We start from the raw sequence: 22,252 nt of genomic DNA, 5'->3' as shown, positions 1-22,252 counted from the left end.
CGGCGGCCGCGGGCCGGTAAGAGGCCGGGGGGGGGCGGGGGGCTGCTGGGGTGGCACGCGCTGGGGCTCGGCACGGCTGGGGGGGGGCGCCCCGCGGCGCCCCCGCCGGACTCAGGCACGCCGGAACGGCACGCCGGTCTTTTCCTTCAGTTCGTCCTCGTCAACCCCCGGCGCGGTCTCCACCAGCACCAGACCGGCATCGGTCACGTCGAACACAGCCAGATCGGTGATGATGCGGTCGACCACGCCCACGCCGGTCAACGGCAGCGTGCATTCGGCCAGCACCTTGTGCTCGCCGTTCTTCGCGGTGTGCTCCATCAGCACCACCACGCGCTGCACGCCGGCCACCAGGTCCATCGCGCCGCCCATGCCCTTGACCATCTTGCCGGGCACCATCCAGTTCGCCAGATCGCCCTTGTCGGTCACCTGCATCGCGCCAAGAATGGCCAGGTTGATGTGGCCGCCACGGATCATGGCGAAACTGTCATGGCTGCCGAAGTAGCTGGCACCGGCGCGCGCGGTCACGGTCTGCTTGCCGGCGTTGATCAGGTCGGCATCGACCTCGGCTTCGGTCGGGAACGGGCCGATGCCAAGCAGGCCGTTCTCGGATTGCAGCCACACGTCCACGCCTTCGGGAATGTGGTTGGCGACCAGGGTCGGCAGGCCGATGCCCAGGTTCACATAGGCACCGTCGGTCAGTTCACGGGCGGCGCGGGCCGCCATCTCATCGCGGGTCCACGCCATGTCAGTTGCCCTCCGCACGCACGGTGCGCTGCTCGATTCGCTTTTCAGGATGCGCGTTGTGCACGATGCGATGCACATAGATCCCCGGCAGATGCACCTGGTCCGGATCGATCGCACCGACCGGCACCACCTCTTCCACTTCGGCGATGCACACCTTGCCGGCCATCGCGCAGGCAGGATTGAAATTGCGCGCGGTCTTGCGGAACACCAGGTTGCCGGCTTCGTCGGCCTTCCACGCCTTCACCAGGGCAACGTCGGCACGCAGCGCGGTTTCCAGCACATAGTGCCTGCCGTCGAATTCGCGGGTCTCCTTGCCTTCGGCCACCACCGTGCCGTAGCCGGTGGCAGTGAAGAAGGCAGGAATTCCGGCGCCGCCGGCACGCAGGCGCTCGGCCAGGGTGCCCTGTGGATTGAATTCCAGCTCCAGCTCACCGGCCAGGAACTGGCGCTCGAACTCCTTGTTCTCGCCCACGTACGAGGAAATCATCCTGCTGATCTGGCGTGTTTCCAGCAGCTGCCCCAGGCCGAAGCCATCGACACCGGCATTGTTGGAGATCACGGTCAGGCCCTTGACTCCACTGTCGCGCAACGCTGCGATCAGCGCCTCGGGTATGCCACACAGGCCGAAGCCGCCGACGGCCAGCGTCTGGCCATCGGCGACCACGCCCTCCAGCGCCTGGGCCGCGCTGGCATAGCGCTTGCTGCGCTTGCCGCCGGTATTGGACTTGTCCATCGCTTTGCTGTCCCACACGGTAAGGATGCCCGCATTCTAGCGGCACACCCGCATCCGGCTGGGATGCGCCGCAGCAATTGCGGCGTGCCCTCAGCCGCGCGCGATCGCGGCCATGACCTGCTTCAGGCCGTCCTGCCACGGCGGCAGCACGATGCCCAGCGCCTGCTGCAGGGCGCTGTTGTCCAGCACCGACCAGGCCGGCCGCCGCGCCGGGGTCGGATACTCGGCACCCGGAATCGCTTCAACCACCGGCACCCTGTGCAGGACACCGGTTGCCAGCGCTTCGGCGAAGATCGCTTCAGCGAAGCCGTGCCAGCTGGTCTGGCCACTGGCGGTGAGGTGCCAGGTACCGGAGAGCGCGGCAGGATGCTGCAGCGCGAGCGCCGTGACATCGGCGATCAGCGCAGCCGGCGTCGGCGTGCCGATCTGGTCGGCCACCACACGCAGATGGTCGCGCTCTGCGCCCAGGCGCAGCATCGTGCGCAGGAAGTTCGCGCCGTGCTCGGCATACACCCATGCGGTACGGAAGATCAGGTGGCGGCCACCGGCAGCGCGCACGGCGTCTTCGCCATCGCGCTTGCTGGTGCCATACACACCCAGCGGCGCGGTCGGCTCGTCCTCGCGATAGGGCGCGGAACCTTCGCCGTCGAACACGTAGTCGGTGGAGTAATGCACGAACGGCACGCCCTGCGCCTGGCACCAGCGCGCGATCACGCCCGGGGCCTGCGCATTGGCGGCGAAGGCGGCGTCGATGTCCTGCTCGGCGCGATCCACGGCGGTATAGGCCGCCGCATTGACCACCACCGATGGCTGCACGCGATCCAGCAGCGCCGGCAGGCTCCCGGGCTGGCCGAAGTCCGCCGTCTCGCAGGGGCTGCCATCAGGCAGCTGGCCACTGCGGGTGGTGGCGACCACCGGCCCCAACGGCGCCAGCGCGCGCAGCAGCTCCTGGCCGAGCTGGCCGTTGCCGCCCAGCACGAGAACCGTCATGGCGCGAAGACCGGCAGACGTTCCTCGGCGATGTCCTTCAGGAACGGCGCATGTTCGTCCTTGGGCGAGAGCGTCGGCGCGCCCACCGGCCAGTCCACTGCGATGTCCGCGTCGTTCCAGCGCACTCCGGCATCGGCTTCCTTCACGTACAAATCGGTGCACAGGTAGTGGAACAGCGCGGTGTCGGACAGCACGGCAAATCCGTGCGCGAAGCCTTCCGGAATCCAGTACTGGCGCTTGTTCTGCGCGCTCAGCACCACTGCTTCCCACTGGCCGAAGGTGGGCGATCCGCGGCGGATATCGACGGCCACGTCGTACACCTCGCCTTCCAGCACGCTCACCAGCTTGCCCTGCGGTCGCGGCCACTGGTAATGCAGGCCGCGCAGCACGCCCTTGCTCGATGAGGAGACATTGCTCTGCACGAAGCGGTCGGGCAGGCCCAGCTGGCCGAATCGCGCCGCATTCCAGCCTTCGAAGAAGAAGCCGCGCTCGTCACCGAACACCGCCGGTTCAATCACCACGCATCCCGGCAACCGGGTTTCAATCACTTTCACGGAACCACTCCACGCAATGCGAGTGTGTGCAGGTACTGGCCGTAGCCATTCTTGATCAACGGGGCAGCCAGCGCTTCCAGCTGCTCGGCATTGATCCAGCCCTGCCCGAACGCCACTTCTTCCGGACAGCAGACCTGCAGGCCCTGGCGCGTCTGGATGGTCTCGATGAAGTTGGACGCTTCCAGCAGCGACTGGTGAGTGCCGGTATCCAGCCATGCATAGCCACGCCCCAGCGCCTCCAGATGCAGGCTGCCCGCACCGAGATAGCGCTGGTTGAGATCGGTGATTTCCAGCTCGCCGCGCGGCGAAGGCCTCAGCTCGGCCGCATAATCGCTGGCGTTGCCATCATAGAAATACAGGCCGGTGACCGCGTAGTTGGAACGCGGGTTCTGCGGCTTTTCGACCAGGCCGACAACCCGGCCGTCCTTGTCGAATTCGGCCACGCCGTAACGCTCGGGATCGTTGACCCAGTAGCCGAACACGGTCGCGCCATCGGTGCGGGCGTCGGCCCGCCGGAGCACGTCGCGCAGGCCGTGGCCATGGAAGATGTTGTCGCCGAGGACCAGGCAGCTGGGCTTGCCGGCGACGAACTCGCGGCCGATCAGGTACGCCTGCGCCAGCCCATCCGGACTGGGCTGCACGGCGTACTGGATGTCCATGCCCCACTGCGAGCCATCACCCAGCAGCTGCTGGAACAGGGCCTGCTCATGCGGGGTGTTGATGATCAGCACTTCCCGGATGCCGGCCAGCATCAGCACGCTGAGCGGGTAGTAGATCATCGGCTTGTCGTACACGGGCAACAGCTGCTTGCTGACGCCCTTGGTGATCGGATACAGCCGGGTGCCGGTTCCGCCGGCGAGGATGATGCCCTTGCGCTGGGTCATGACGTCTCCTGGGTTCAGGCCGTAGTGCCGATGCGCTGCAGGCGGTAGCTGCCGTCAAGCACGCCCTCGACCCAGTCCTGGTTCTCCAGGTACCAGTCAACAGTGAAGGCGATGCCCTGCTCGAACGTGTGCGCCGGCTGCCAGCCCAATTCGTTCTTCAGCTTGCTGGCATCGATCGCATAGCGACGGTCATGGCCGGGGCGATCGGCCACATGGGTGATCTGGCTGCTGCGCGGCTGCCCGTCAGCGCGCGGACGGCGCTGGTCCAGCAGAGCGCAGATCGCATGCACCACCTCGATGTTCTGCCGTTCCGAATTGCCGCCCACATTGTAGGTCTCGCCCACCCGGCCCTTGGCCAGCACGGTGCGGATCGCCTCGCAGTGATCGGACACGAACAGCCAGTCACGCACCTGCCTGCCGTCGCCGTACACCGGCAGCGGTTCGCCGGCCAGCGCCTTGGCGATCACCAGCGGGATGAGCTTTTCCGGGAAGTGGTAGGGGCCGTAGTTGTTGGAGCAGTTGGTGGTCAGCACCGGCAGCCCGTAGGTGTGGTGGAACGCACGCACCAGGTGATCGGACGCGGCCTTGGACGCCGAGTACGGCGAGTTCGGCGCGTACGGGGTGGTCTCGCTGAACGCGCCGGTCTCGCCCAGCGTGCCGTACACCTCGTCGGTGGACACATGCAGGAAGCGGAACGCTGCGCCGCGCTCGGCCGGCAACGCCTTCCAGTAGTCGCGCACCGCTTCGAGCAGGCCCAGGGTCCCCACCACATTGGTCTGGATGAAGGCCCCGGGGCCATCGATGGAGCGGTCGACGTGGCTCTCGGCTGCGAAGTTCAGCACCGCATCGGGCTGATGCTCGGCGAGCAGGCGGGCGACCCGCTCACGGTCGCCGATGTCCCCGTGCACGAACACATGGTCCGGATTACCTTCCAGGCTGGACAGCGTCTGCAGGTTGCCGGCGTAGGTCAGTGCATCGAGGTTGACGACCTTGACGCCACGGGCCACGGCCTCGAGGACGAAATTGCCGCCAATGAACCCGGCGCCGCCGGTGACAATCCAAGTTGGCACTACCCGTTACTCCTGTTCGATCAAGGCTCCCGCGCCGCCTGGCAGTCGGGTGCAGCGCAGCAGGATACATCGGGCCCGCCTTTACCACTGCCTCTGACGGGTGAACAGAGCCCCTTCCCTGAGAGAGCATTAGTGCGCCGCAGCACAACCATACGCATTCGCATGGTTGCCCCAAGCCAGCTAGAATCGGGATCCCACCCCCGAACCGGTTGCTGTCAGGACCGGACGTTCTCCCTGTTACTGAAGGACCCCGTACCAGATGAAAATCCTCGTCGCATACAAGCGCGTGGTGGACTACAACGTCCGCATTCAGGTCAAGCCGGACGGTTCCGGCGTGGTCACCGACGGCGTCAAGCTGTCTCCCAATCCTTTCGATGAAATCGCCCTGGAAGAAGCCCTGCGCCTGCGCGACAAGGGCATCGCCACGGAGGTGGTGGTGGCCACCATCGCCCCGGCCGACGCCCAGGCGCATCTGCGCAACGGCCTGGCCATGGGCGCCAACCGTGCCGTGCACGTGGTCACCGACCAGGCCATCCAGCCGCTGACCGCCGCGCGCACCCTGCTCAAGCTGGTCGAGAAGGAGCAGCCGGACCTGGTGATCCTCGGCAAGCAGGCCATCGACGATGACGCCAACCAGACCGGGCAGATGCTGGCCACGCTCTGGGGCCGCCCGCAGGCGACCTTCGCCAGCAAGCTGGACATCGCCGATGGCAAGGCCACGGTGACCCGCGAGGTCGACGCCGGCCTGGAAACACTGGAAGTGGATCTGCCGGCGGTCGTCACCACCGACCTGCGCCTGAACGAGCCGCGCTTCATCAAGCTGCCGGACATCATGAAGGCCAAGGCCAAGCCGCTGGAAACCCTGCAGCTGGCCGACCTCGGCGTTGAAGCCGCCGACACCTTCAAGACCACCCTGTACGCTGCGCCGTCCAAGCGCAGCAAGGGTGTAATGGTCAAGGACGCGGCCGAACTGGTGGCCGCACTCAAGCAGAAGGGGTTGCTGTAATGAGCAAGATTCTCGTCATCGCCGAGCACCACGACGGCAAGCTCAACGCCGCCACCGCCAAGACCGTCAGCGCCGCCGCTGCCATCAGCGGTGCCAGCATCGACGTGCTGGTGCTGGCCGCCGATCCGACGGCCGTCGCCGCCGAGGCCGCCAGGATCGCCGGCGTCGCCAAGGTCCTGACCGTGGCCAACGCCGCCAACGCACAGGCCCTGGCCCAGGTGCTGGCGCCGCAGATCGCACAGCTGGCCAAGGGCTACAGCCACGTGTTCGGCCCGTCCACCACCTTCGGCAAGGACCTGATGCCGTGCGTGGCCGCCCTGCTGGGTGTCAACCAGGTCTCCGACCTGATGGCCGTGGAAGGCAGCCACACCTTCAAGCGCCCGATCTACGCCGGCAACGCCATCATCACTGTGGAAGCCCCGGCCGACCAGGTCGTGGTCGCCACCGTGCGTGCCGCGTCGTGGCCGGAAGCCGCGCAGGGCGGCAGCGCTGCCATGGAAGCGGCCAGCGTGGATGCGGCACTGCCGACCCACACCCGTTTCGTCGGCCTGGCCGCCGGTGCCAGCGACCGTCCGGACCTGCAGAGCGCCAAGCGCGTGGTCTCCGGTGGCCGTGGTGTCGGCTCGGAAGAGAACTTCAAGGTCGTCTTCCAGCTGGCCGACAAGCTCGGTGCCGCCGTCGGCGCCTCGCGCGCCGCCGTCGATGCCGGCTACGTGCCCAGCGACCTGCAGGTCGGCCAGACCGGCAAGATCATCGCGCCGGAGCTGTACGTGGCCGTCGGCATCAGCGGTGCGATCCAGCACCTGACCGGCATCAAGGATGCCGGCACGATCGTGGCGATCAACAAGGACGGCGATGCGCCGATCTTCGAGATTGCCGATATCGGCCTGGTCGGGGATCTGTTCACGATCCTGCCCGAACTCGAGGCCGCGCTGGGCTGAGCGCCCGCCCGGGGTGCCGCGTAATCAACAGGTTACGCGGCATTCCCTTCCTTCTGGGGCCCGCAGGGACGCTGGCCTGGCTCACCCGTCCTTGCAGTGCCTGTCGCTATAATCCGGGGTCAACCCGTGTAAGGACTGCATTGATGACGCTCCCGTGTTTCAAGGCCTATGACATCCGTGGCCGCGTTCCGGATGAACTGGATGAACGCCTTGCCCGCCGCATCGGCGCCGGCACTGCCGCGTTGCTGGGCCCGGGACCGGTGGTGGTGGGACACGATATCCGCCTGAGCAGCCCCGCCCTCCTGCAGGCCGCCATCGAAGGACTGACCGCCAGCGGCCGCGATGTCATCGACATCGGCATGTGCGGTACCGAGGAGGTCTATTTCCAGACCTTCCACCGCAAGGCCGCCGGCGGCATCATGGTCACCGCCAGCCACAACCCGATGGACTACAACGGGATGAAGCTGGTGCGCGAGGAGTCCAAGCCCATCAGCGGCGATACCGGCCTGTTCGACATCCGCGACTTCGCCGCCTCGGAGGCGCCGCTGGGAACCGGCCAGGGCGAGGTCCGCCAGGACACCGACAAGTCCGCCTACATCCAGCACCTGCTCGGCTACGTCGACGTGGCCGGCCTGAAGCCGCTGAAGATCGTCACCAACCCCGGCAACGGTGGCGCTGGCCTGGTGATCGACGAACTGGCGCCGCACCTGCCGTTCGAGTTCATCCGCATCCAGCACGAGGCCGATGGCAGTTTCCCGAATGGCATCCCCAATCCGCTGCTGCCGGAGAACCGTGCGGCAACGCGCGATGCCGTGCGCGCGCACGGTGCCGATTTCGGCATCGCCTGGGACGGCGATTTCGATCGCTGCTTCTTCTTCGACGCCGACGGCAACTTCATCGAGGGCTACTACCTGGTCGGGCTGCTGGCGACGGCGCTGCTGGCCCGCCAGGCGGGCGGCAAGATCATCCACGACCCGCGCCTGACCTGGAACACCGTGGAAATGGTCGAGCAGGCCGGCGGCGTGCCGATCATGAGCAAGACCGGGCATGCGTTCATCAAGGAGCGCATGCGTGCCGAAGATGCCATCTATGGCGGCGAGATGAGCGCCCACCATTACTTCCGCGAGTTCGCCTACTGCGACTCGGGCATGATCCCGTGGCTGCTGATCGCGCAGCTGGTTTCCACGACCGGCAAGTCACTGGGCGAGCTGGTGGCCGATCGCATGAAGGCCTATCCGTGCAGCGGCGAGATCAACTTCCGTGTTGACGATGCCAAGGCGACCGTGGCGCGCGTGCTGGCGCATTTCCAGCAACAGCAGCCGGTACTGGACCATACCGATGGCGTCAGTGCGGATTTCGCCGACTGGCGCTTCAACCTGCGCAGCTCCAACACCGAGCCGCTGCTGCGCCTGAACATCGAAACCCGTGGCGATGACGCCCTGCTGCGCGAACGCATCGCCGAGCTGACCGCCCTGATCGGCGGCACGCCGGCAAACCATTAACCGAAGGACGCACCATGAATCCCATCGTTCCCGTCATTCTTTCCGGCGGCTCTGGCACGCGTCTGTGGCCGCTGTCGCGCGAAGCGTATCCGAAGCAGTTCCTGCCGCTGGTCGGCAACGACACGATGCTGCAGGCGACCTGGAAGCGCGTTGCGTCGATTGCCGGCGCGGCACCGATCGTGGTCGCCAACCAGGAACACCGTTTCATGGCGGCCGAGCAGCTGCGCGAATGCAAGGTGCTGCCGCAGGCGCTGATCCTCGAGCCGGTCGGCCGCAACACCGCGCCGGCGATCGCCATCGCCGCGCTGCAGGCACTGTCGGCCGGCGATGACGCGCTGCTGCTGGTGCTGCCGTCGGACCACGTGGTCCGCAACGAGGCGGCGTTCCATGCCGCGGTCAAGCAGGCCGCCGTCGCGGCCGAATCCGGCAAGCTGGTCACCTTCGGCATCGTGCCGACGGCGCCGGAGACCGGCTACGGCTACATCAAGGCCGCCACGGGTGAAGGCGTGCGTGCCGTCGACCGCTTCGTCGAGAAGCCCGACCTGGCTACCGCCGAACAGTACGTGGCATCCGGCGAGTACTTCTGGAACAGCGGCATGTTCCTGTTCAAGGCCTCGCGCTACCTGAAGGAACTGGAGACGCTGCAGCCGGCGATCCTCGCCGCCTGCCGCAATGCGCTCGACAAGGCCGCACGCGACAACGACTTCATCCGCCTCGACGCCGAGGCCTTCGCTGCCAGCCCGAACGACTCGATCGACTACGCGGTGATGGAAAAGACCGCCGATGCCGCCGTGGTACCGCTCGACGCGGAATGGAATGACGTCGGCTCGTGGTCGGCATTGTGGGAAGTGTCCGACAAGGATGCCGACGGCAACGCCTGCCATGGCGATGTCATCGCCCTGGACTGCAAGGACAGCTATGCCTATGGCAACCGCCTGATCGCGATGGTCGGCCTGCAGGACGTGGTGGTCGTGGAGACCGACGACGCCGTGTTCGTCGGCCACAAGGACCGCGTGCAGGACGTCAAGGAGATTGTCGGCCGGATCAAGCGCGAGGGCCGCAGTGAAGCTGCCGCGCACCGCAAGGTGTACCGTCCGTGGGGCGCCTACGATTCCATCGACAACGGCGACCGCTTCCAGGTCAAGCGCATCACCGTCAAGCCGGGCGCGACCCTGAGCCTGCAGATGCATCACCACCGCGCCGAGCACTGGATCGTGGTCAGCGGCACGGCCGAGGTGACCCGGGGCGACGAGGTCATCCTGCTGTCGGAAAACCAGAGCACGTACATCCCGCTGGGTGTCACCCATCGCCTGAAAAACCCGGGCAAGCTGCCGCTGGAGTTGATCGAAGTGCAGTCGGGCAGCTACCTGGGCGAGGACGATATCGTTCGTTTCGAAGACCAGTACGGCCGCGCGGGAGGCTGATCGGTGAGTGCTTCGGGTGCCGGCCGTTCGAGGCCGTTGTGTGTTGATCTGGACGGCACCCTGCTGCGCAGCGACCTGTTGTACGAGACCTTCCTGAGGATGCTGGCACGGCAGCCCTGGATGCTGTTCGTGCTGCCGTTCTGGCTGCTGCGTGGCAAGGCCCACCTGAAGCACCAGCTGGCGGTGCACGGTGCCGGCGATCCGGCACTGCTGCCGTACGACCCGCGCGTGGTCGAACTGCTGCGGACCAGCAGTGATCGCAGGCGGGTCCTGTGCACGGCATCGGACGCGGCACTGGTGGAGCCGATCGCGCGCCATCTGGGCGTGTTCGACGACGTGTTCTGCAGCGATGGACACACCAATCTTGCCGGGCATCGCAAGGCCGATCTGCTGGTGGAGCAGTTCGGCGAGCGCGGTTTCGACTACATGGGCAACGCGCGGGTCGATCTGGCCATCTGGAAGCACGCGCATTCGGCCTGGGTGGTCAACGCCGGTGCCGGCGTCGCCCGCGCTGCGGCGCACTGTTCGGAGCTTGCCGCACACTGGCCCCGCGAAGGCGGCGGCCCACGCGCCTGGCTCAAGGCGATGCGTGTCCACCAGTGGCTGAAGAACGTGCTGGTATTCGTGCCATTGCTGGCGAGTCATCGTTTCCTGGAGCTGGAGACCACGCTCAACGCGGTGCTGGCGTTCATCGCCTTCGGGCTGTGCGCATCCGGCGTGTATCTGTTCAATGACCTGCTGGACCTCGACTCGGACCGGCAGCATCCGCGCAAGCGCAAGCGCCCGTTCGCCTGTGGGCGGCTGGATCTGCGCTCGGGGTTGCTGGCCACGCCGGTACTGACCCTGGCCGGCTTCCTGCTGGCGGCCATTGTCGCCCCTGCGTTCCTGCTGGTACTGGCCATCTATTTCTGCCTCACCCTGGCCTATTCGCTGCGGATGAAGCAGGTGGTGATGATCGATGTGGTGATGCTGGCCGCGCTCTACACCATCCGCATCGTCGGCGGTGCCGCGGCAATCGACGTCACGCTTTCGTTCTGGCTGCTGACCTTCTCGATGTTCATCTTCCTCAGCCTGGCCATGCTCAAGCGCTACACCGAACTGCGCATGACGCTGGCCAGCGGCAAGGAGAAGCCCAGCGGGCGTGGCTACCACGTCGAGGACCTGGGACTGGTACAGGCCCTGGGTACCGCGTCGGGCATGGCGTCGGTACTGGTGCTGTGCCTGTACATCAACGCGCCGGAAAGCCAGGAGCTCTACGGGCATCCGCTGTTCCTGTGGCTGCTGTGCCCGGTCCTGCTCTACTGGATCTGCCGCACATGGCTGCTGGCCCACCGTGGACAGATGCACGACGACCCGGTCGTGTTCGCAGTGAAGGATCCCGGCAGCCTGATCACGGTGCTGGTGGGTGGCCTGTCGGTACTGGCGGCGATCTGAATCAGGCACATCACGGCTGCGCCACCGGCGCGCAGCCCGTCATTCGAGCGCGGGGAATGACGGTGCCAGCGCTGCCCGCAGGCAGCGCTGGCAACCCGGCCAGGTGGGATCAGGCCGGACGCTCGGGCCCGGTACGATCCAGCAGCATGGCTTCCTGCAGGTCGTAGAAGCGCCGCAGCGGATAGGCCTGCAGTGCCTGTGCGCGTACCTCGGCACGGCTTGCCGCATCGCGGCTGGCCATCAGGCGCAGCATCGCTGCCGCCAGTGCCGGTGCATCACCGACCGGCACCACTTCGCCATTGCCGGTGTTCTGCACGATGGTGCGCACGCCCGGCAGGTTCGACGCGATCACCCGTGAACCACTGAGCATCGCCTCCAGCTGCACCATGCCGAACGCTTCATAGCGGTTGACGCTGGGCAGTACCAGCACATCGAGCTGCGCATAGAACGCCTGCAGTTCCTGTTCGCTGACGCGACCGCGCACGTCGACCGCATCCCCCAGCGCGGCGATGCTGCCGTGGATGGCATCCATGATGCCGCCGCCGGCGATGTTGTGGGTATCCCCGACCAGCACCAGGCGGACACGGTCGCCATGCAGGGCATGGACCTGGCTGAAGGCCTCCAGCAGGACAGGCAGGCCTTTCTCGGCGACGAAGCGGCCCACGAAACCAAAGCGGAACACCCCGTCGGTACTCGCCGGGCGATCCTGCCAGGGCATCGCCTTCATCGGCGCCAGCACTTCATGCTGCTTGTGACGGATACCGGACAACCAGGCCGAAGAGCTCGCGTAATCATGGGTGAGTACCCCGACATCACGGGCCCGCCGCGTGGCCAGCCAGCAGGACACACGGGTGACGTTCACCGCCAGCCGGTCCAGCAGTCCACCCACCACGGCCATGTCGCACTGGTAGTTCACCACCAGCTTGCGGGCCGGGACCAGCAATGACAGCAGGCCCGATTCCAGCATCGGCATATGCAGGTTGACCACATCATGCTGCCGCGCCAGTCGCCGGAACCAGGTGATGAACTTCCAGCTCAGGACGCCTTTGTGCATGCGGGCGAACACCGGTGCGCGCACCAGGCGCACGCCGTTGATGGTCTCTTCCACCGGCAGGGATGCATCGTGCTGGGTGGTGAGCACGGTGACCTCGTGGCGATGGGACAGGTCCTCGGCGAGCATCCGCGCGAATTCAGTCACCCCGCTCATGTAGGGCGTGTAGTAGGTCAGGACGATCAGGATCTTCATGCTCAGCTCGCGCTCACAAGTACCACGCCCAGCACGATCAGGCCGATGCCGGCCATGCGCAGTGGGCCGATGTGCTCGCCCAGGAACAGCACGGCAAGCACCGGTGTCACCACGTAGGTCAGGGCGATCATCGGCTGCAGCTTGGTCAGTGGCATGTACTTGAGCAGCACCACCCACGACACCAGCGGGATCATCTGCAGGATGAAGCCGGTCACCAGTGGCAGGTTGAACGCAGACGACAGCATGGGCAGGAGGCCGTCGGAATAGGTGACACGCCCCGCCCCGACCTTCAGCAGGACGGTTCCACAGGCGCCGAGGATGACCAGGCCGAAGACGATCAGGAGTTGCATGGGAGACCTCTTGCGCCGTGGCCGTGGCCCGACGCTGTTCGATGGATGATTGCGAAGACCGTCATTCTGCCGGCTCGGCAGGCACGCCGCAGCTGATGCGGGCGTGGGACACGTTGGCGAACAGAGGCCGGGGATCGGTTGATAGACCCAACGCCTGCGGCGACGCAACCGGCCAATCCGGCGCGAGGACGACCACCGAGCTGCCGCCGGCCAGCTGCAGACTGACCTCGCCCTGGTGCCCGTCGACGGTTGCTGCTTCCACACCGTTGACGGTCACATGGATACGTCCCTCGGCGGGTGGCTGCAGCAGATCCAGATCAACCTGCAGTCGTGCGCCCGCACATCCTTTGGGCACGAAGGTTTCAAGGCTGAAGGCGCCGCGGGTCCAGCAGTGATCCTGTTCGCAGGTGTGCCAGCCCGTACCCGCCTGGGCCAGCGGCAACTGACCGGACTGCAGCGAGAACAATGCGAATGTGGGATCTTCCAGGAGCGGGGCAGTACCCGGCGGCAGCGCTGGGCCCGTCCCGGGCTGCCTGAGTACCAGCAGCCAATCGGGTGATTCGGCACCGCGCAGGCTGTCATTGAACAGGGCATCGCTGTACCCCACCGGAGCGTCGCCACGGTCGGCAATGCGCGCGCGCACCCCGCGCCGATGCAGCTCCAGCACAGCAAAGTCCTGCTTGACGTAGCGCTCCGGCCCGTTGACCCCGGACGTGTCGATGACAACCTCATCGCCCTTCTGCGGCAGCCTGATCGCTTCCGAGAGGGCATGGGTGATACCCGAAGGCACATGCGAGACCAGGATCGATCGCGAACGCACGGCGTAGGCCGCCGACAGCGCCCCCAGCGTCGCCATCAGCAGCAGTACCACACCTGTGCGGCCGCGACGGCGCGCATGGCGCAGCAGAAGCCAGCTCAACAGCGCCACCCATGCCGGCCCGAGCACCTGCACCAGCTTGTGCTCGCCGTACTGATAGCCATGGCTCTGCACATAGGCAACCAGCACCATGCTGGCTGCCAGCAAGCCGACGAAGAACCGCCAGCGTCCTTCCCGGATGGAAAGCCATGCAGTGGACGCCATCAGCACCAGCCCGAGCATGATGGCTTCCGGATTCACGGCAGGTTCGCCGGTCATCAACAGGCCGGCGAAGGGAGCCGACAGCCACCAACCCCAGAAGGGCTGCCGGATGTACCAGCTGGGCCACGACGACTGCGCGACGATGCCACTGACCTGGGCATAGGATGCCATCAGCTCGGGCAGCATCCGGTTGAGGACGATCGCGCAGGCCAGCATCGCCAGCAGGCCGCCCAGCAGGAACACCCGCCAGGAACGCAGCCACATGGCCGTCACCAGTACGGCCAGGGCCACGATCATGCACGCATGCACCGCCGCTTCGCCGTATGCCATGCCGGTACAGCCCGCGGCTGCACCCAGCATGATCCACTTTGCACCCAGCGACTGCATCGGCGTAAGTGCCCACAGCACGATCATCATCAGCAGGGCGCCCGCCATCGCCGTACCGATGTTCTCGTTGACCACCGCAAGCATCATGCCGGTACCCAGCATGCACAGCACCGCCAGCAGGAAGGCCACCGCGGTTCCCCGCGGCCAGCGACGCGCGCCGCCGAAGCGGCCTGCCATCGAGGGCAGCATGCCGAGCACCGGGAACAGTGCGGCGGTGCCGATCATCGCCCGCACCTGGTTTGGGCCTGCCTCCGGCACGAAGCTGGACGCCAGTGCCAACAGGCTGTACGCCCCATTGCGCTGCACGATGCAGCCGTTGCCGATGAACTGCATGCCCTGACCGCATTGCCCCAGCGCCCACTCGCGGGCCACCGTGGCCTGCTCGACCCAGAGCGGGTGTTGCATGGCCCATTTGGCACCGCCGTAGAAGAACACCAGATCATGGTTGGTGCCTTCAAGCATCCACAGATGCCGGGAGGCGAACATGAGATTCCACCATGCGACCAGCAGAACGCCCGCAAGCAGACTGATCGTGAACGCCCAGATCGACGCATGGGCGAGCGGATCGGCGAAGCCACGGCGAAGCGCCACGAGGGCTCCCACGGCCCCGCTGATCAGGAAACAGGGAAACACCACGTAGCCGGGCAGCCACGCATTGGCATTCATCAACAGAGCCAGTACGCACACGCTCGCAAGCAGCAACGCCTGGACCGGCCCGATCCGCCGCAGATGCGGGCTCACGCGGATGCCGGCGACGGCCAGCAGAGTCGAGCTGCCGATGACAGCAAGACACATCGCCAATACCGGCGCAATCAGTTGCCAGACATAATGCACTGCGTGTTCTCCCTGCACTGAAGGCGGGATCCGCCGAAGCGGACCCCGCGCTCTTTCAGGCCTCCGCGCGGGCCTGGTACATCCAACGAAGCGTCTCGCCCAGATCGAAGTCCGGCAATGAGCCGACCGCGGCCCGCAGCTTGCCGTTGTCACCACGCAGCGACTTGACCTCGTTGGCGCGGACGAAGGCGGGATTCACTTTCACTTCGATGTCGCGGCCGGAGATGCCACGCATGCGTTCGATGACCTCATGCAGCGAATGCTCCTGGCCGGAGCAGACGTTGTAGGTCTGGCCATTGCCCGGTAGTGCCAGCAGGCCTTCGTAGGCAGCGGCCACGCCCCGCACGTCATTGAAATCGCGCGAGACATCGGTGTTGCCCAGCTCGATCACATCGGCACCGCGGCGGAAGTGCGCCACGATCTTCGGAATCAGGAACTTCTCGTCCTGGCCCACGCCGGTGTAGTTGAATGGACGCACCAGGGTCAGCGGAAGCTGATCGATCCACAGCGCCGCCATGGCCTCCATCGCCATCTTGCTGACCGCGTAGTCGTTCTGCGGCGAAAGCGGCGCCTGCTCGTCGAGCACGCCGGACGCGTTGCCGTAGACATTGGCACTGCTGGCCAGCAGTACATTGCTCGGCGCCTCGTCCAGAGACGCCAGCGCTTCCAGCAGATTGCGCGTACCCACCACGTTGACCCGGTAGATCTCGTCGGCATCACCGTGGGCGACGAACGAGATCGCCGCCAGATGGACCACGCGCTGCGGACGCACTCTGGCGACGTGCTGCTTGAGCGCAGCACGGTCGAGCAGATTGACCGACGTTGCGGTGTCGCCGGAATGCAGATCATGCACGTTGCAACCGGCAGCACGCAGGCGCTCGATCACGTAGCGCCCGGTGAACCCGGACGCCCCCGTGACCAGCACGCGCTGGCCTGACAACTCAGAACGAGAAGCCACGCTCGTTCCTCTTGAGGTCAGCCTCGACCATCATCTGGCACAGCTGCTCCAGGCTGGTCTGCGGCTTCCAGCCAAGGATGCGCTCGGCCTTTTCCGGGTTGCCGATCAGCAGATCGACTTCGGCCGGGCGGTGGAACTTCGGATTGATGCGCATCACGGTCTTGCCGGTGGCGGTGTCCACCGCGACTTCGTCCACGTCCTTGCCCTTGAACTCGACATCGATGCCGGCGCCCTTGAACGCCATCGCCACGAAGTCGCGCACGGTCTCGGTACGGTTGGTGGCCAGCACGAAGGTGTCCGGCTGCTCGGCCTGCAGCATGCGCCACATGCCTTCCACGTATTCCTTGGCGAAGCCCCAGTCACGCTTGGCGTCCAGGTTGCCCAGTTCCAGGACGTCCAGCTGGCCCAGCTTGATCTTGGCAACCGAGTCGGTGATCTTGCGGGTCACGAACTCGCGCCCGCGCAGCGGGCTTTCGTGGTTGAACAGGATGCCGCTGGAACCGAAGATGTCGTAGCTCTCGCGGTAGTTGACGGTGATCCAGTGCGCGTAGAGCTTGGCCACGCCGTACGGGCTGCGCGGGTAGAACGGGGTGTCCTCCACCTGCGGCACGGCCTGCACCTTGCCGAACATTTCCGAGGTCGACGCCTGGTAGAAGCGGATCTTCGGATTGACCAGGCGGATCGCTTCCAGCAGGTTCAGTGCACCCACGCCGGTGATCTGCGCGGTGGTGGTCGGCTGGTCGAAGCTGACGCCGACGAAGCTCTGTGCGGCCAGGTTGTAGATCTCGTCCGGCTGGATCTTCTGCACCATCGCCAGCGACGTGCCGAGGTCGGTCAGGTCGTACTCCACCAGGTGCAGGTTCGGGTGGTTGGTCACGCCCAGCTCATCCAGGCGCCAGAAATTGACCGAGCTGGTGCGGCGGTAGGTGCCGTGCACTTCATAGCCCTTCTCCAGCAGCAGCTGGGTGAGATAGGCGCCGTCCTGACCCGTGATGCCTGTGATGATTGCCTTCTTCATTGCTTCTCGTCCTGATGATTGAGTGTATTTGCAGCCAGAACCTGCCGACGCGTGCGGAGGATCTGTCGAGCCATGGAGTCCAGACGGCGGGCCAGCGCAGGATACCGGTGTTCGGCGCGCCATTGTGCGGCACGCTGCTGCACATCGGCCAACACTGGATCGCCGTCACGGCTGGCACGCAGCAGTTGCCGCAGACCGGCCGCAAGATCGGCCGGGGAGGTCCCGGGCAGACGGTGAACGACGTCGCCGACGTTGTCGAAGATCGCCAGCGGCGTGACGGCCACCGGGCGGCCTGAGGCCAGCCCGTAGCGGACTGCCGCGCTGGAGGATTCGCCGGTGCCCTGGTATGGGAACACCACCACATCGGCCTGCACCAGCTCCTGCATGCTCTCCTGGTCACGCAGGAAACGGGTCACCATCCGCACACGCGACTGCAGGCCGTGCTGCACGACGCGCGCCACCGCCTGGTCGATCTGCTGCCGCGAGACATCCACCGGATACTCGGCATTGATCATCGCCAGTTCGACGTCCACGCCCTGGGCGACCATCAACGCAACAGCGTCGATCAGTTCCAGCAACCCCTTGTGCGGCAGGAAGAAACCGTAGGAAACGACGCGCAGCCGTGCGCCCGTGTTTGCCGCCGCCGGCTCAGCCGGTTCCAGGATGCCGTGCGGGAACATCGCGGTGTTGCGCTCCACGCCGATGTCCTTGAGACGGTTGAGGTCGTGTATGGAGTGCACCAGCACGCGATCGCAGCCGGCCAGTGCCGGCCCCAGGTCGCGCAGCCGCTTGCGCGGATTCTCCGCGGCATCAACGGTTGCATGCATCATCACGATCAGGCCCCTGCCGGCCGCCTGCTGCCGCTCAAGGAAGGCCGAGAACGCGGGGAAGTCAAAGAAGCCGTACTGGAACTGGATGATCAGCGTGTCCAGCTTCAGGCGCTCGATCTGCTGTTCCAGCCGCTCGAGCATGTCGCCTTCGCCCTGCCGCCAGCAGCGGACAACCTCTGGCCCATCGCGGAACGTGCGGTCATCGGCCTCGGCCGCCAGGATCGCCACCGGCGTTCCGCCGCTCTCCACGAGATAGCTGGCGTAACTGGCCACGCCGCAGCGCGTATTCCAGGTCGTGATCCAGCCGACGCGCGCATCGGGCAGCGTCGGCTGCGCCGCGAACGCGCGTACGTCCTGCTCCAGTCTCCGCGCGGCATCGGACCACGTGAAGCGCGACTTCAGAAGTCGCCGCGCGGCCTCGACCTTGTCCCGCACACGCGCCGGATCGGCGCCGTGCACCTCACGCATTGCGGCGGCCAGCGCGTCGACATCGGGTTCGGCCCAGACCGAATTGCGCAGATTGAAGTGGGTCTGCGCCGGAACGAAGCGGTAATCCACCATCCAGGCGGTTTCTTCGCTGCAGAAATCCAGCTGCCCCCCCCAGTTGGTGGTGATCACCGGCAGGCCGCCCAGCATCGCTTCGGCCAATGGCAGGCCAAAGCCTTCAGCCCGGCTCGGCGCCAGCAGCGCGTTGCAGCTCGCGTACAGATGCTTGAGCTGGGCGTCGCTCACGTCCTCCTCGATGATGTGCACGTCCGGATAATCCGGGTTGTCGCGGCGTGCTTCAGCCAGCCAGCGATGCACTTCATTGTGTGGATTGGCGAAGGTCTTGATGACGAGGCTGACATCGTCGGCGGCGCTGAACGCCTTGCCATAGGCCAGAAGCATCGCGTCCACGCCCTTGCGCGGGAAGCACGAGGACACGTGGAGGAAGCGGAACCCCCTGCCCGGCACCGGATAGGTCGCATCGGCAACAATCTGCTCCCAGTGATCCACGCCGTTCCAGCAGACGCCAAGGGGAACCGACACGCCGTTATCCACCATGATCTTCTCGACATGATGCGAAACGCAGGAGATCCCCTGCAGGCTGTCATTGAACTCCTCGACCCACTCCTGCGGAAAACCGCTCTCCTCCCAGGGATAGGCGTGCAGCAGGTTCATCCTTGCGCGTGCATCGGCAACCCGTGGCGGATACAGCAGTCGGCTGGTCACATCGGCCTGGTCGGCCGGGATCGCGGCCACGGCAGCATGCAGCGCCGCCACGCGCGGATTGCGCGCAAGGAACTGCGGTGACGGATCGAAATCACCCGGGCCCTCGGTCGAATGCAGACCCACGCGGTGGCCACGATCGGCCAATGCTTCCGCGAGGCAACGGTTCACCAGGGCCAGGCTGTAGCTGCTGTCGAATGGCCCTTCCACGCGCCAGGACAGCGACGCGGGCAGCTCACCGCCGCGTGCGAGCGCCTCGTTGGCCGCCATTCCGGAGGAGATCAGCGCTGCCGCCTGCTGCAGTTCGAAGGGTTCCGGCTCGCAGCCGACGTCCAGCCCACCCACCGCCTGGACCAGGGTGCGGTAGCCGGCGTCGAGTGCAGGCGACGCGGCGACCCAGCGGCGATCGCGTGGCGCACGACGCGATGCGACCGCTTCCATGGCCTGCAGCGCGGCCTTGGCCGAATTGTCCCACGAGAACTTCGCCGCCTGCAGGGGGGCATGGGCACGCAGGGAGTCGGCGAATGCGGTGTCAGTCAAGACGTTCTGCATGGAGCGGGCGATCGAAGCAGGCTCCGTTGGATCGAACAACGCATCTTCACGACCGATCACCTCGGGGATGCTGGTCGTGCCTGAGCCAATGGTCGGTGCTCCGCAGGACATGGCCTCCAGCGCGGGCAGGCCAAAGCCTTCATGCAACGAGGGGAACACGAAGGCCGCCGTCGCGCTGTACAGCGCGATCAGCTCTTCGTCGGTGATATAGCCGGTGAACACCACCTGGTTGCTGACGCCGAGCTGCGCTGCCAGCGCATCGAAATTGCGGCGGTCGTGCTCGGACACTTTGCCGGCGATGACCAGCTGCGTCGACGCACGTACGGCAGGATCCATCAGGGAGAATGCCCGCAGCAGACCCTCTGCATTCTTGCGCGGCTCCATTGCCCCGCTGTACATCACGTAGCGGCCACGCAGGCCGAAGCGCTCGCGGAACAGGGTCTGCTCGCGTTCGCCGATGGCCATCGGCACGAAGTGCGGCGAGATTGCCGAGGAGATGTTGACCACACGCGCCGGATCGATATCCAACGCCTGCAATGCCTCCTGCCGCGCGTGCTGGGAGATCGACAGCAGCAGGTCGGCGCGCTTGAGCGACTCGACCTTGTCCATGTACCAGGACCCGACCCAGTCCGATGCCAGATAGACGTCGGGATTGAGCAGCGGAATCAGGTCATAAAGGGTCAGCGCAGTCGCCGCCCGTACGCCCGGCAACTTGCCGATCGAGCCGACCGCACCGCCCTGGGAACCTTCGAACAGGCTGGATACGTGGATGAAGTCGGGCTGGAGGCCATCCAGGAACGCTTCCCACATCAGCTCGGATGCACCACGCCGCCACGCATCCGCGGCGTTCGGCCAGCCTACCCGGCTGAAGGTATCGAACTGACGGATCCGTTCCTGCGGGACCAGGCCATCCAGGGCCTGGCGGATGTCGCCGATGCCATCGGGGAAGGTGCCGTTGACCGCCACCCAGATCTCATGGTCGCCCGCATTGCGGGCCATCGCTTGCGCCAGCGAGGTCGAATAGCGCCCGATGCCCCGGAATCGGCTCTCGGTCTGTGCACCCTGCAGGTCAATCAGCACTCTCATCGGGCAGCCCTTTCATTCCTTGAACGCTTCAGGTCTTCCAGCACGCGCCGGGCCCGTCGATCCAGATGGACGACAGTGACTTCGTGCTCGTTGCCCTCCATTGCAGCCAATCGCGCCCGCTCGATCTCGAACAGCTGTTCGCTGATGGCGATCTTCTGCAGGCGCTGGTGAAGGAAGGGAATGCGCGTAACCAGGGGCTTGGCCAGGCGTCGCAGCCACGGTGCGGCCATGGCGACCTTCAGCGCGCGCACGACCGCCGGCCGCAGCGCACGTTTCATGCGGCCCAGCACGCTGGACGACAGGCGTCGGCGCACGGCCCGGAACGGCCGCGTGAGCTGCCACGAACGGCTGCGTTCGATCGCATCCAGCTGCGCGCGCAGCTGCTCATGCGCCAACCACCAACGATGGGCCTCGTGCTTGCCCTTGGTGACCTGCTCAGTCAGCTCGTGCAGTTCGGTCAGCGCCTTCCTGTCGAGCAGGCTGCGCTCACGCTCATGCTTGCTCACCAGTTCCCGCTGGGCCACTGCCATCGCACGGACCGCGCCCTCGTGCTCGCTGCGCAGCCTTTCCATTGCCCGGGCGTTGTGCTCGGTTGCCTCGGCGGATTCTTCCTGCGCCCGCTGCAGTGCCGCGTCCAGATCCTGGATCCGCTCGTTCAGTTCGACCTCGCGTCGATCCGCCAGCGTCTGCAGTTCGTGATAGGCCAGGTTGATCTGCGAGCAGAACTGCGAGCCCGAACTCAGACTGAAATCATCGAACACATTGGGTCCGCTCTCGAATGCCGCATCCAGTTCGGGATGCTGCGCACTGGCGTAGAACCGGTTGAGGCCGTCGAAATAGACGAACCGGTACCCCTTGTCGAGCAGGATCGGTTCCCAGTTCTGGTGGGATTGTTCCGAACTCAGCGGACGCGTGCTTTCCACCACCACCAGCCAGGGCAAGCGGGTATCGCGCTGCCAGCCGCGCAGCACCAGTTCCTCGGCGCCCTCGACGTCGACCTTCAACCAGTGGATGTCGGTGGCTGGCACCTGCTCCAGCACGGTGTCCAGCGTCAGCGCCGGCACACGCACGTCGGAGACGTTGAAGCCCGCCTCCCGATGTTCGGCAGCGATGGCCGGATCCGTGGTGCTCAGGCCGGTATCGGCGATGTTGAAGAACTGCAGTATCCCGGGTTGATCGCTTACGGCAACCTGCAGCACCACCTCATCCGGCCGGCGATCGCGCAGCAGGTTGGCATACTGCGGCGTGGGCTCCACGTGCACACCGCGCCAGCCATGCTCGTAGAACATCCGGCTTACCGAGTCGGTGTCGGGGCTCTGTGCGCCCACATCGACATAGCAGCCATTGACCACATGTGACAGCGCGCGCCAGAGCATGACGTCTTCGAAATTCTGCGCGTAGGAAATCAGCTTTGACATGGTT

At 65.9% G+C, this 22,252-nt stretch carries 18 protein-coding genes; 5 read left to right on the top strand and 13 right to left on the bottom strand.

The window, feature by feature from the left end; all coding sequences use genetic code 11:
* Positions 1–111 precede the first annotated feature (111 nt).
* From ACVOMM_RS03405 to rfbB, 6 genes are all read right to left on the bottom strand, one after another.
* Positions 112–744 (bottom strand): CoA transferase subunit B, encoded by a 633-nt coding sequence (locus ACVOMM_RS03405; protein ID WP_065175345.1) that lies wholly within the window; start codon positions 742–744, stop codon positions 112–114.
* A gap of 1 nt (position 745) precedes the next feature.
* Positions 746–1,477 (bottom strand): CoA transferase subunit A, encoded by a 732-nt coding sequence (locus tag ACVOMM_RS03400; protein WP_053516964.1) that lies wholly within the window; start codon positions 1,475–1,477, stop codon positions 746–748.
* A 90-nt stretch (positions 1,478–1,567) separates the two neighbouring features.
* Positions 1,568–2,467 (bottom strand): dTDP-4-dehydrorhamnose reductase, encoded by a 900-nt coding sequence (gene rfbD / locus ACVOMM_RS03395; RefSeq protein WP_481525885.1) that lies wholly within the window; start codon positions 2,465–2,467, stop codon positions 1,568–1,570.
* Positions 2,464–3,021, bottom strand: a complete 558-nt coding sequence (gene rfbC / locus ACVOMM_RS03390) for a dTDP-4-dehydrorhamnose 3,5-epimerase (protein WP_481525884.1) — start codon at positions 3,019–3,021, stop codon at positions 2,464–2,466. The genes rfbD and rfbC overlap by 4 nt, the downstream gene beginning before the upstream one ends.
* Complete coding sequence (gene rfbA, locus ACVOMM_RS03385) at positions 3,018–3,905, bottom strand: glucose-1-phosphate thymidylyltransferase RfbA (RefSeq protein ID WP_053516968.1); 888 nt, start codon at positions 3,903–3,905, stop codon at positions 3,018–3,020. Before rfbA ends, rfbC begins: the two co-directional genes overlap by 4 nt.
* A 14-nt stretch (positions 3,906–3,919) precedes the next feature.
* A complete protein-coding gene (gene rfbB, locus ACVOMM_RS03380) occupies positions 3,920–4,975 on the bottom strand; it encodes a dTDP-glucose 4,6-dehydratase (protein WP_065175347.1) in 1,056 nt (351 codons plus the stop codon).
* Between the two features lie 259 nt (positions 4,976–5,234).
* Between rfbB and ACVOMM_RS03375 the strand changes: the two genes are divergently transcribed.
* From ACVOMM_RS03375 to ACVOMM_RS03355, 5 genes are all read left to right on the top strand, one after another.
* Complete coding sequence (locus ACVOMM_RS03375; protein WP_459062646.1) at positions 5,235–5,981, top strand: electron transfer flavoprotein subunit beta/FixA family protein; 747 nt, start codon at positions 5,235–5,237, stop codon at positions 5,979–5,981.
* Entirely contained in the window at positions 5,981–6,922 is a 942-nt protein-coding gene (locus tag ACVOMM_RS03370; protein WP_180875773.1) for an electron transfer flavoprotein subunit alpha/FixB family protein, read from the top strand. Before ACVOMM_RS03375 ends, ACVOMM_RS03370 begins: the two co-directional genes overlap by 1 nt.
* 143 nt (positions 6,923–7,065) lie before the next feature.
* Complete coding sequence (locus ACVOMM_RS03365) at positions 7,066–8,424, top strand: phosphohexomutase domain-containing protein (protein WP_053516973.1); 1,359 nt, start codon at positions 7,066–7,068, stop codon at positions 8,422–8,424.
* A gap of 14 nt (positions 8,425–8,438) precedes the next feature.
* The gene (locus ACVOMM_RS03360; RefSeq protein WP_065175349.1) at positions 8,439–9,848 is read left to right on the top strand and encodes a mannose-1-phosphate guanylyltransferase/mannose-6-phosphate isomerase; all 1,410 of its coding nucleotides are present in this window, start codon (positions 8,439–8,441) and stop codon (positions 9,846–9,848) included.
* A gap of 3 nt (positions 9,849–9,851) precedes the next feature.
* Positions 9,852–11,282 carry a UbiA family prenyltransferase gene (locus ACVOMM_RS03355; protein WP_080375243.1) on the top strand — a complete coding sequence of 477 codons (1,431 nt, stop codon included), beginning with the start codon at positions 9,852–9,854 and terminating at the stop codon, positions 11,280–11,282.
* A gap of 109 nt (positions 11,283–11,391) precedes the next feature.
* On the opposite strand, the gene ACVOMM_RS03350 is transcribed toward ACVOMM_RS03355, so the two are convergent.
* The 7 genes from ACVOMM_RS03350 to ACVOMM_RS03320 form a co-directional block, all read right to left on the bottom strand.
* Positions 11,392–12,528: a glycosyltransferase family 4 protein gene (locus ACVOMM_RS03350; protein ID WP_445393882.1), complete on the bottom strand. Its 1,137-nt coding sequence runs from the start codon at positions 12,526–12,528 to the stop codon at positions 11,392–11,394.
* Positions 12,529–12,530: 2 nt separating this feature from the next.
* Positions 12,531–12,878 (bottom strand): EamA family transporter, encoded by a 348-nt coding sequence (locus tag ACVOMM_RS03345; RefSeq protein WP_053516976.1) that lies wholly within the window; start codon positions 12,876–12,878, stop codon positions 12,531–12,533.
* Between the two features lie 61 nt (positions 12,879–12,939).
* Positions 12,940–15,138: a hypothetical protein gene (locus tag ACVOMM_RS03340; RefSeq protein ID WP_481525883.1), complete on the bottom strand. Its 2,199-nt coding sequence runs from the start codon at positions 15,136–15,138 to the stop codon at positions 12,940–12,942.
* Positions 15,139–15,232: 94 nt separating this feature from the next.
* A complete protein-coding gene (locus ACVOMM_RS03335) occupies positions 15,233–16,135 on the bottom strand; it encodes a GDP-mannose 4,6-dehydratase (protein WP_481525882.1) in 903 nt (300 codons plus the stop codon).
* Positions 16,119–17,153 (bottom strand): GDP-mannose 4,6-dehydratase, encoded by a 1,035-nt coding sequence (gmd, locus tag ACVOMM_RS03330; RefSeq protein WP_053516980.1) that lies wholly within the window; start codon positions 17,151–17,153, stop codon positions 16,119–16,121. Before gmd ends, ACVOMM_RS03335 begins: the two co-directional genes overlap by 17 nt.
* A complete protein-coding gene (locus ACVOMM_RS03325) occupies positions 17,150–20,830 on the bottom strand; it encodes a glycosyltransferase (RefSeq protein WP_481525881.1) in 3,681 nt (1,226 codons plus the stop codon). Before ACVOMM_RS03325 ends, gmd begins: the two co-directional genes overlap by 4 nt.
* Positions 20,827–22,248, bottom strand: a complete 1,422-nt coding sequence (locus tag ACVOMM_RS03320; protein WP_053516982.1) for an FkbM family methyltransferase — start codon at positions 22,246–22,248, stop codon at positions 20,827–20,829. Before ACVOMM_RS03320 ends, ACVOMM_RS03325 begins: the two co-directional genes overlap by 4 nt.
* Positions 22,249–22,252: the final 4 nt, after the last annotated feature.

Source organism: Stenotrophomonas sp. STEN009, from assembly GCF_056760395.1.
Note: the sequence above shows the minus strand (reverse complement) of the source record. Positions and strands in the feature narration are given on the sequence as shown.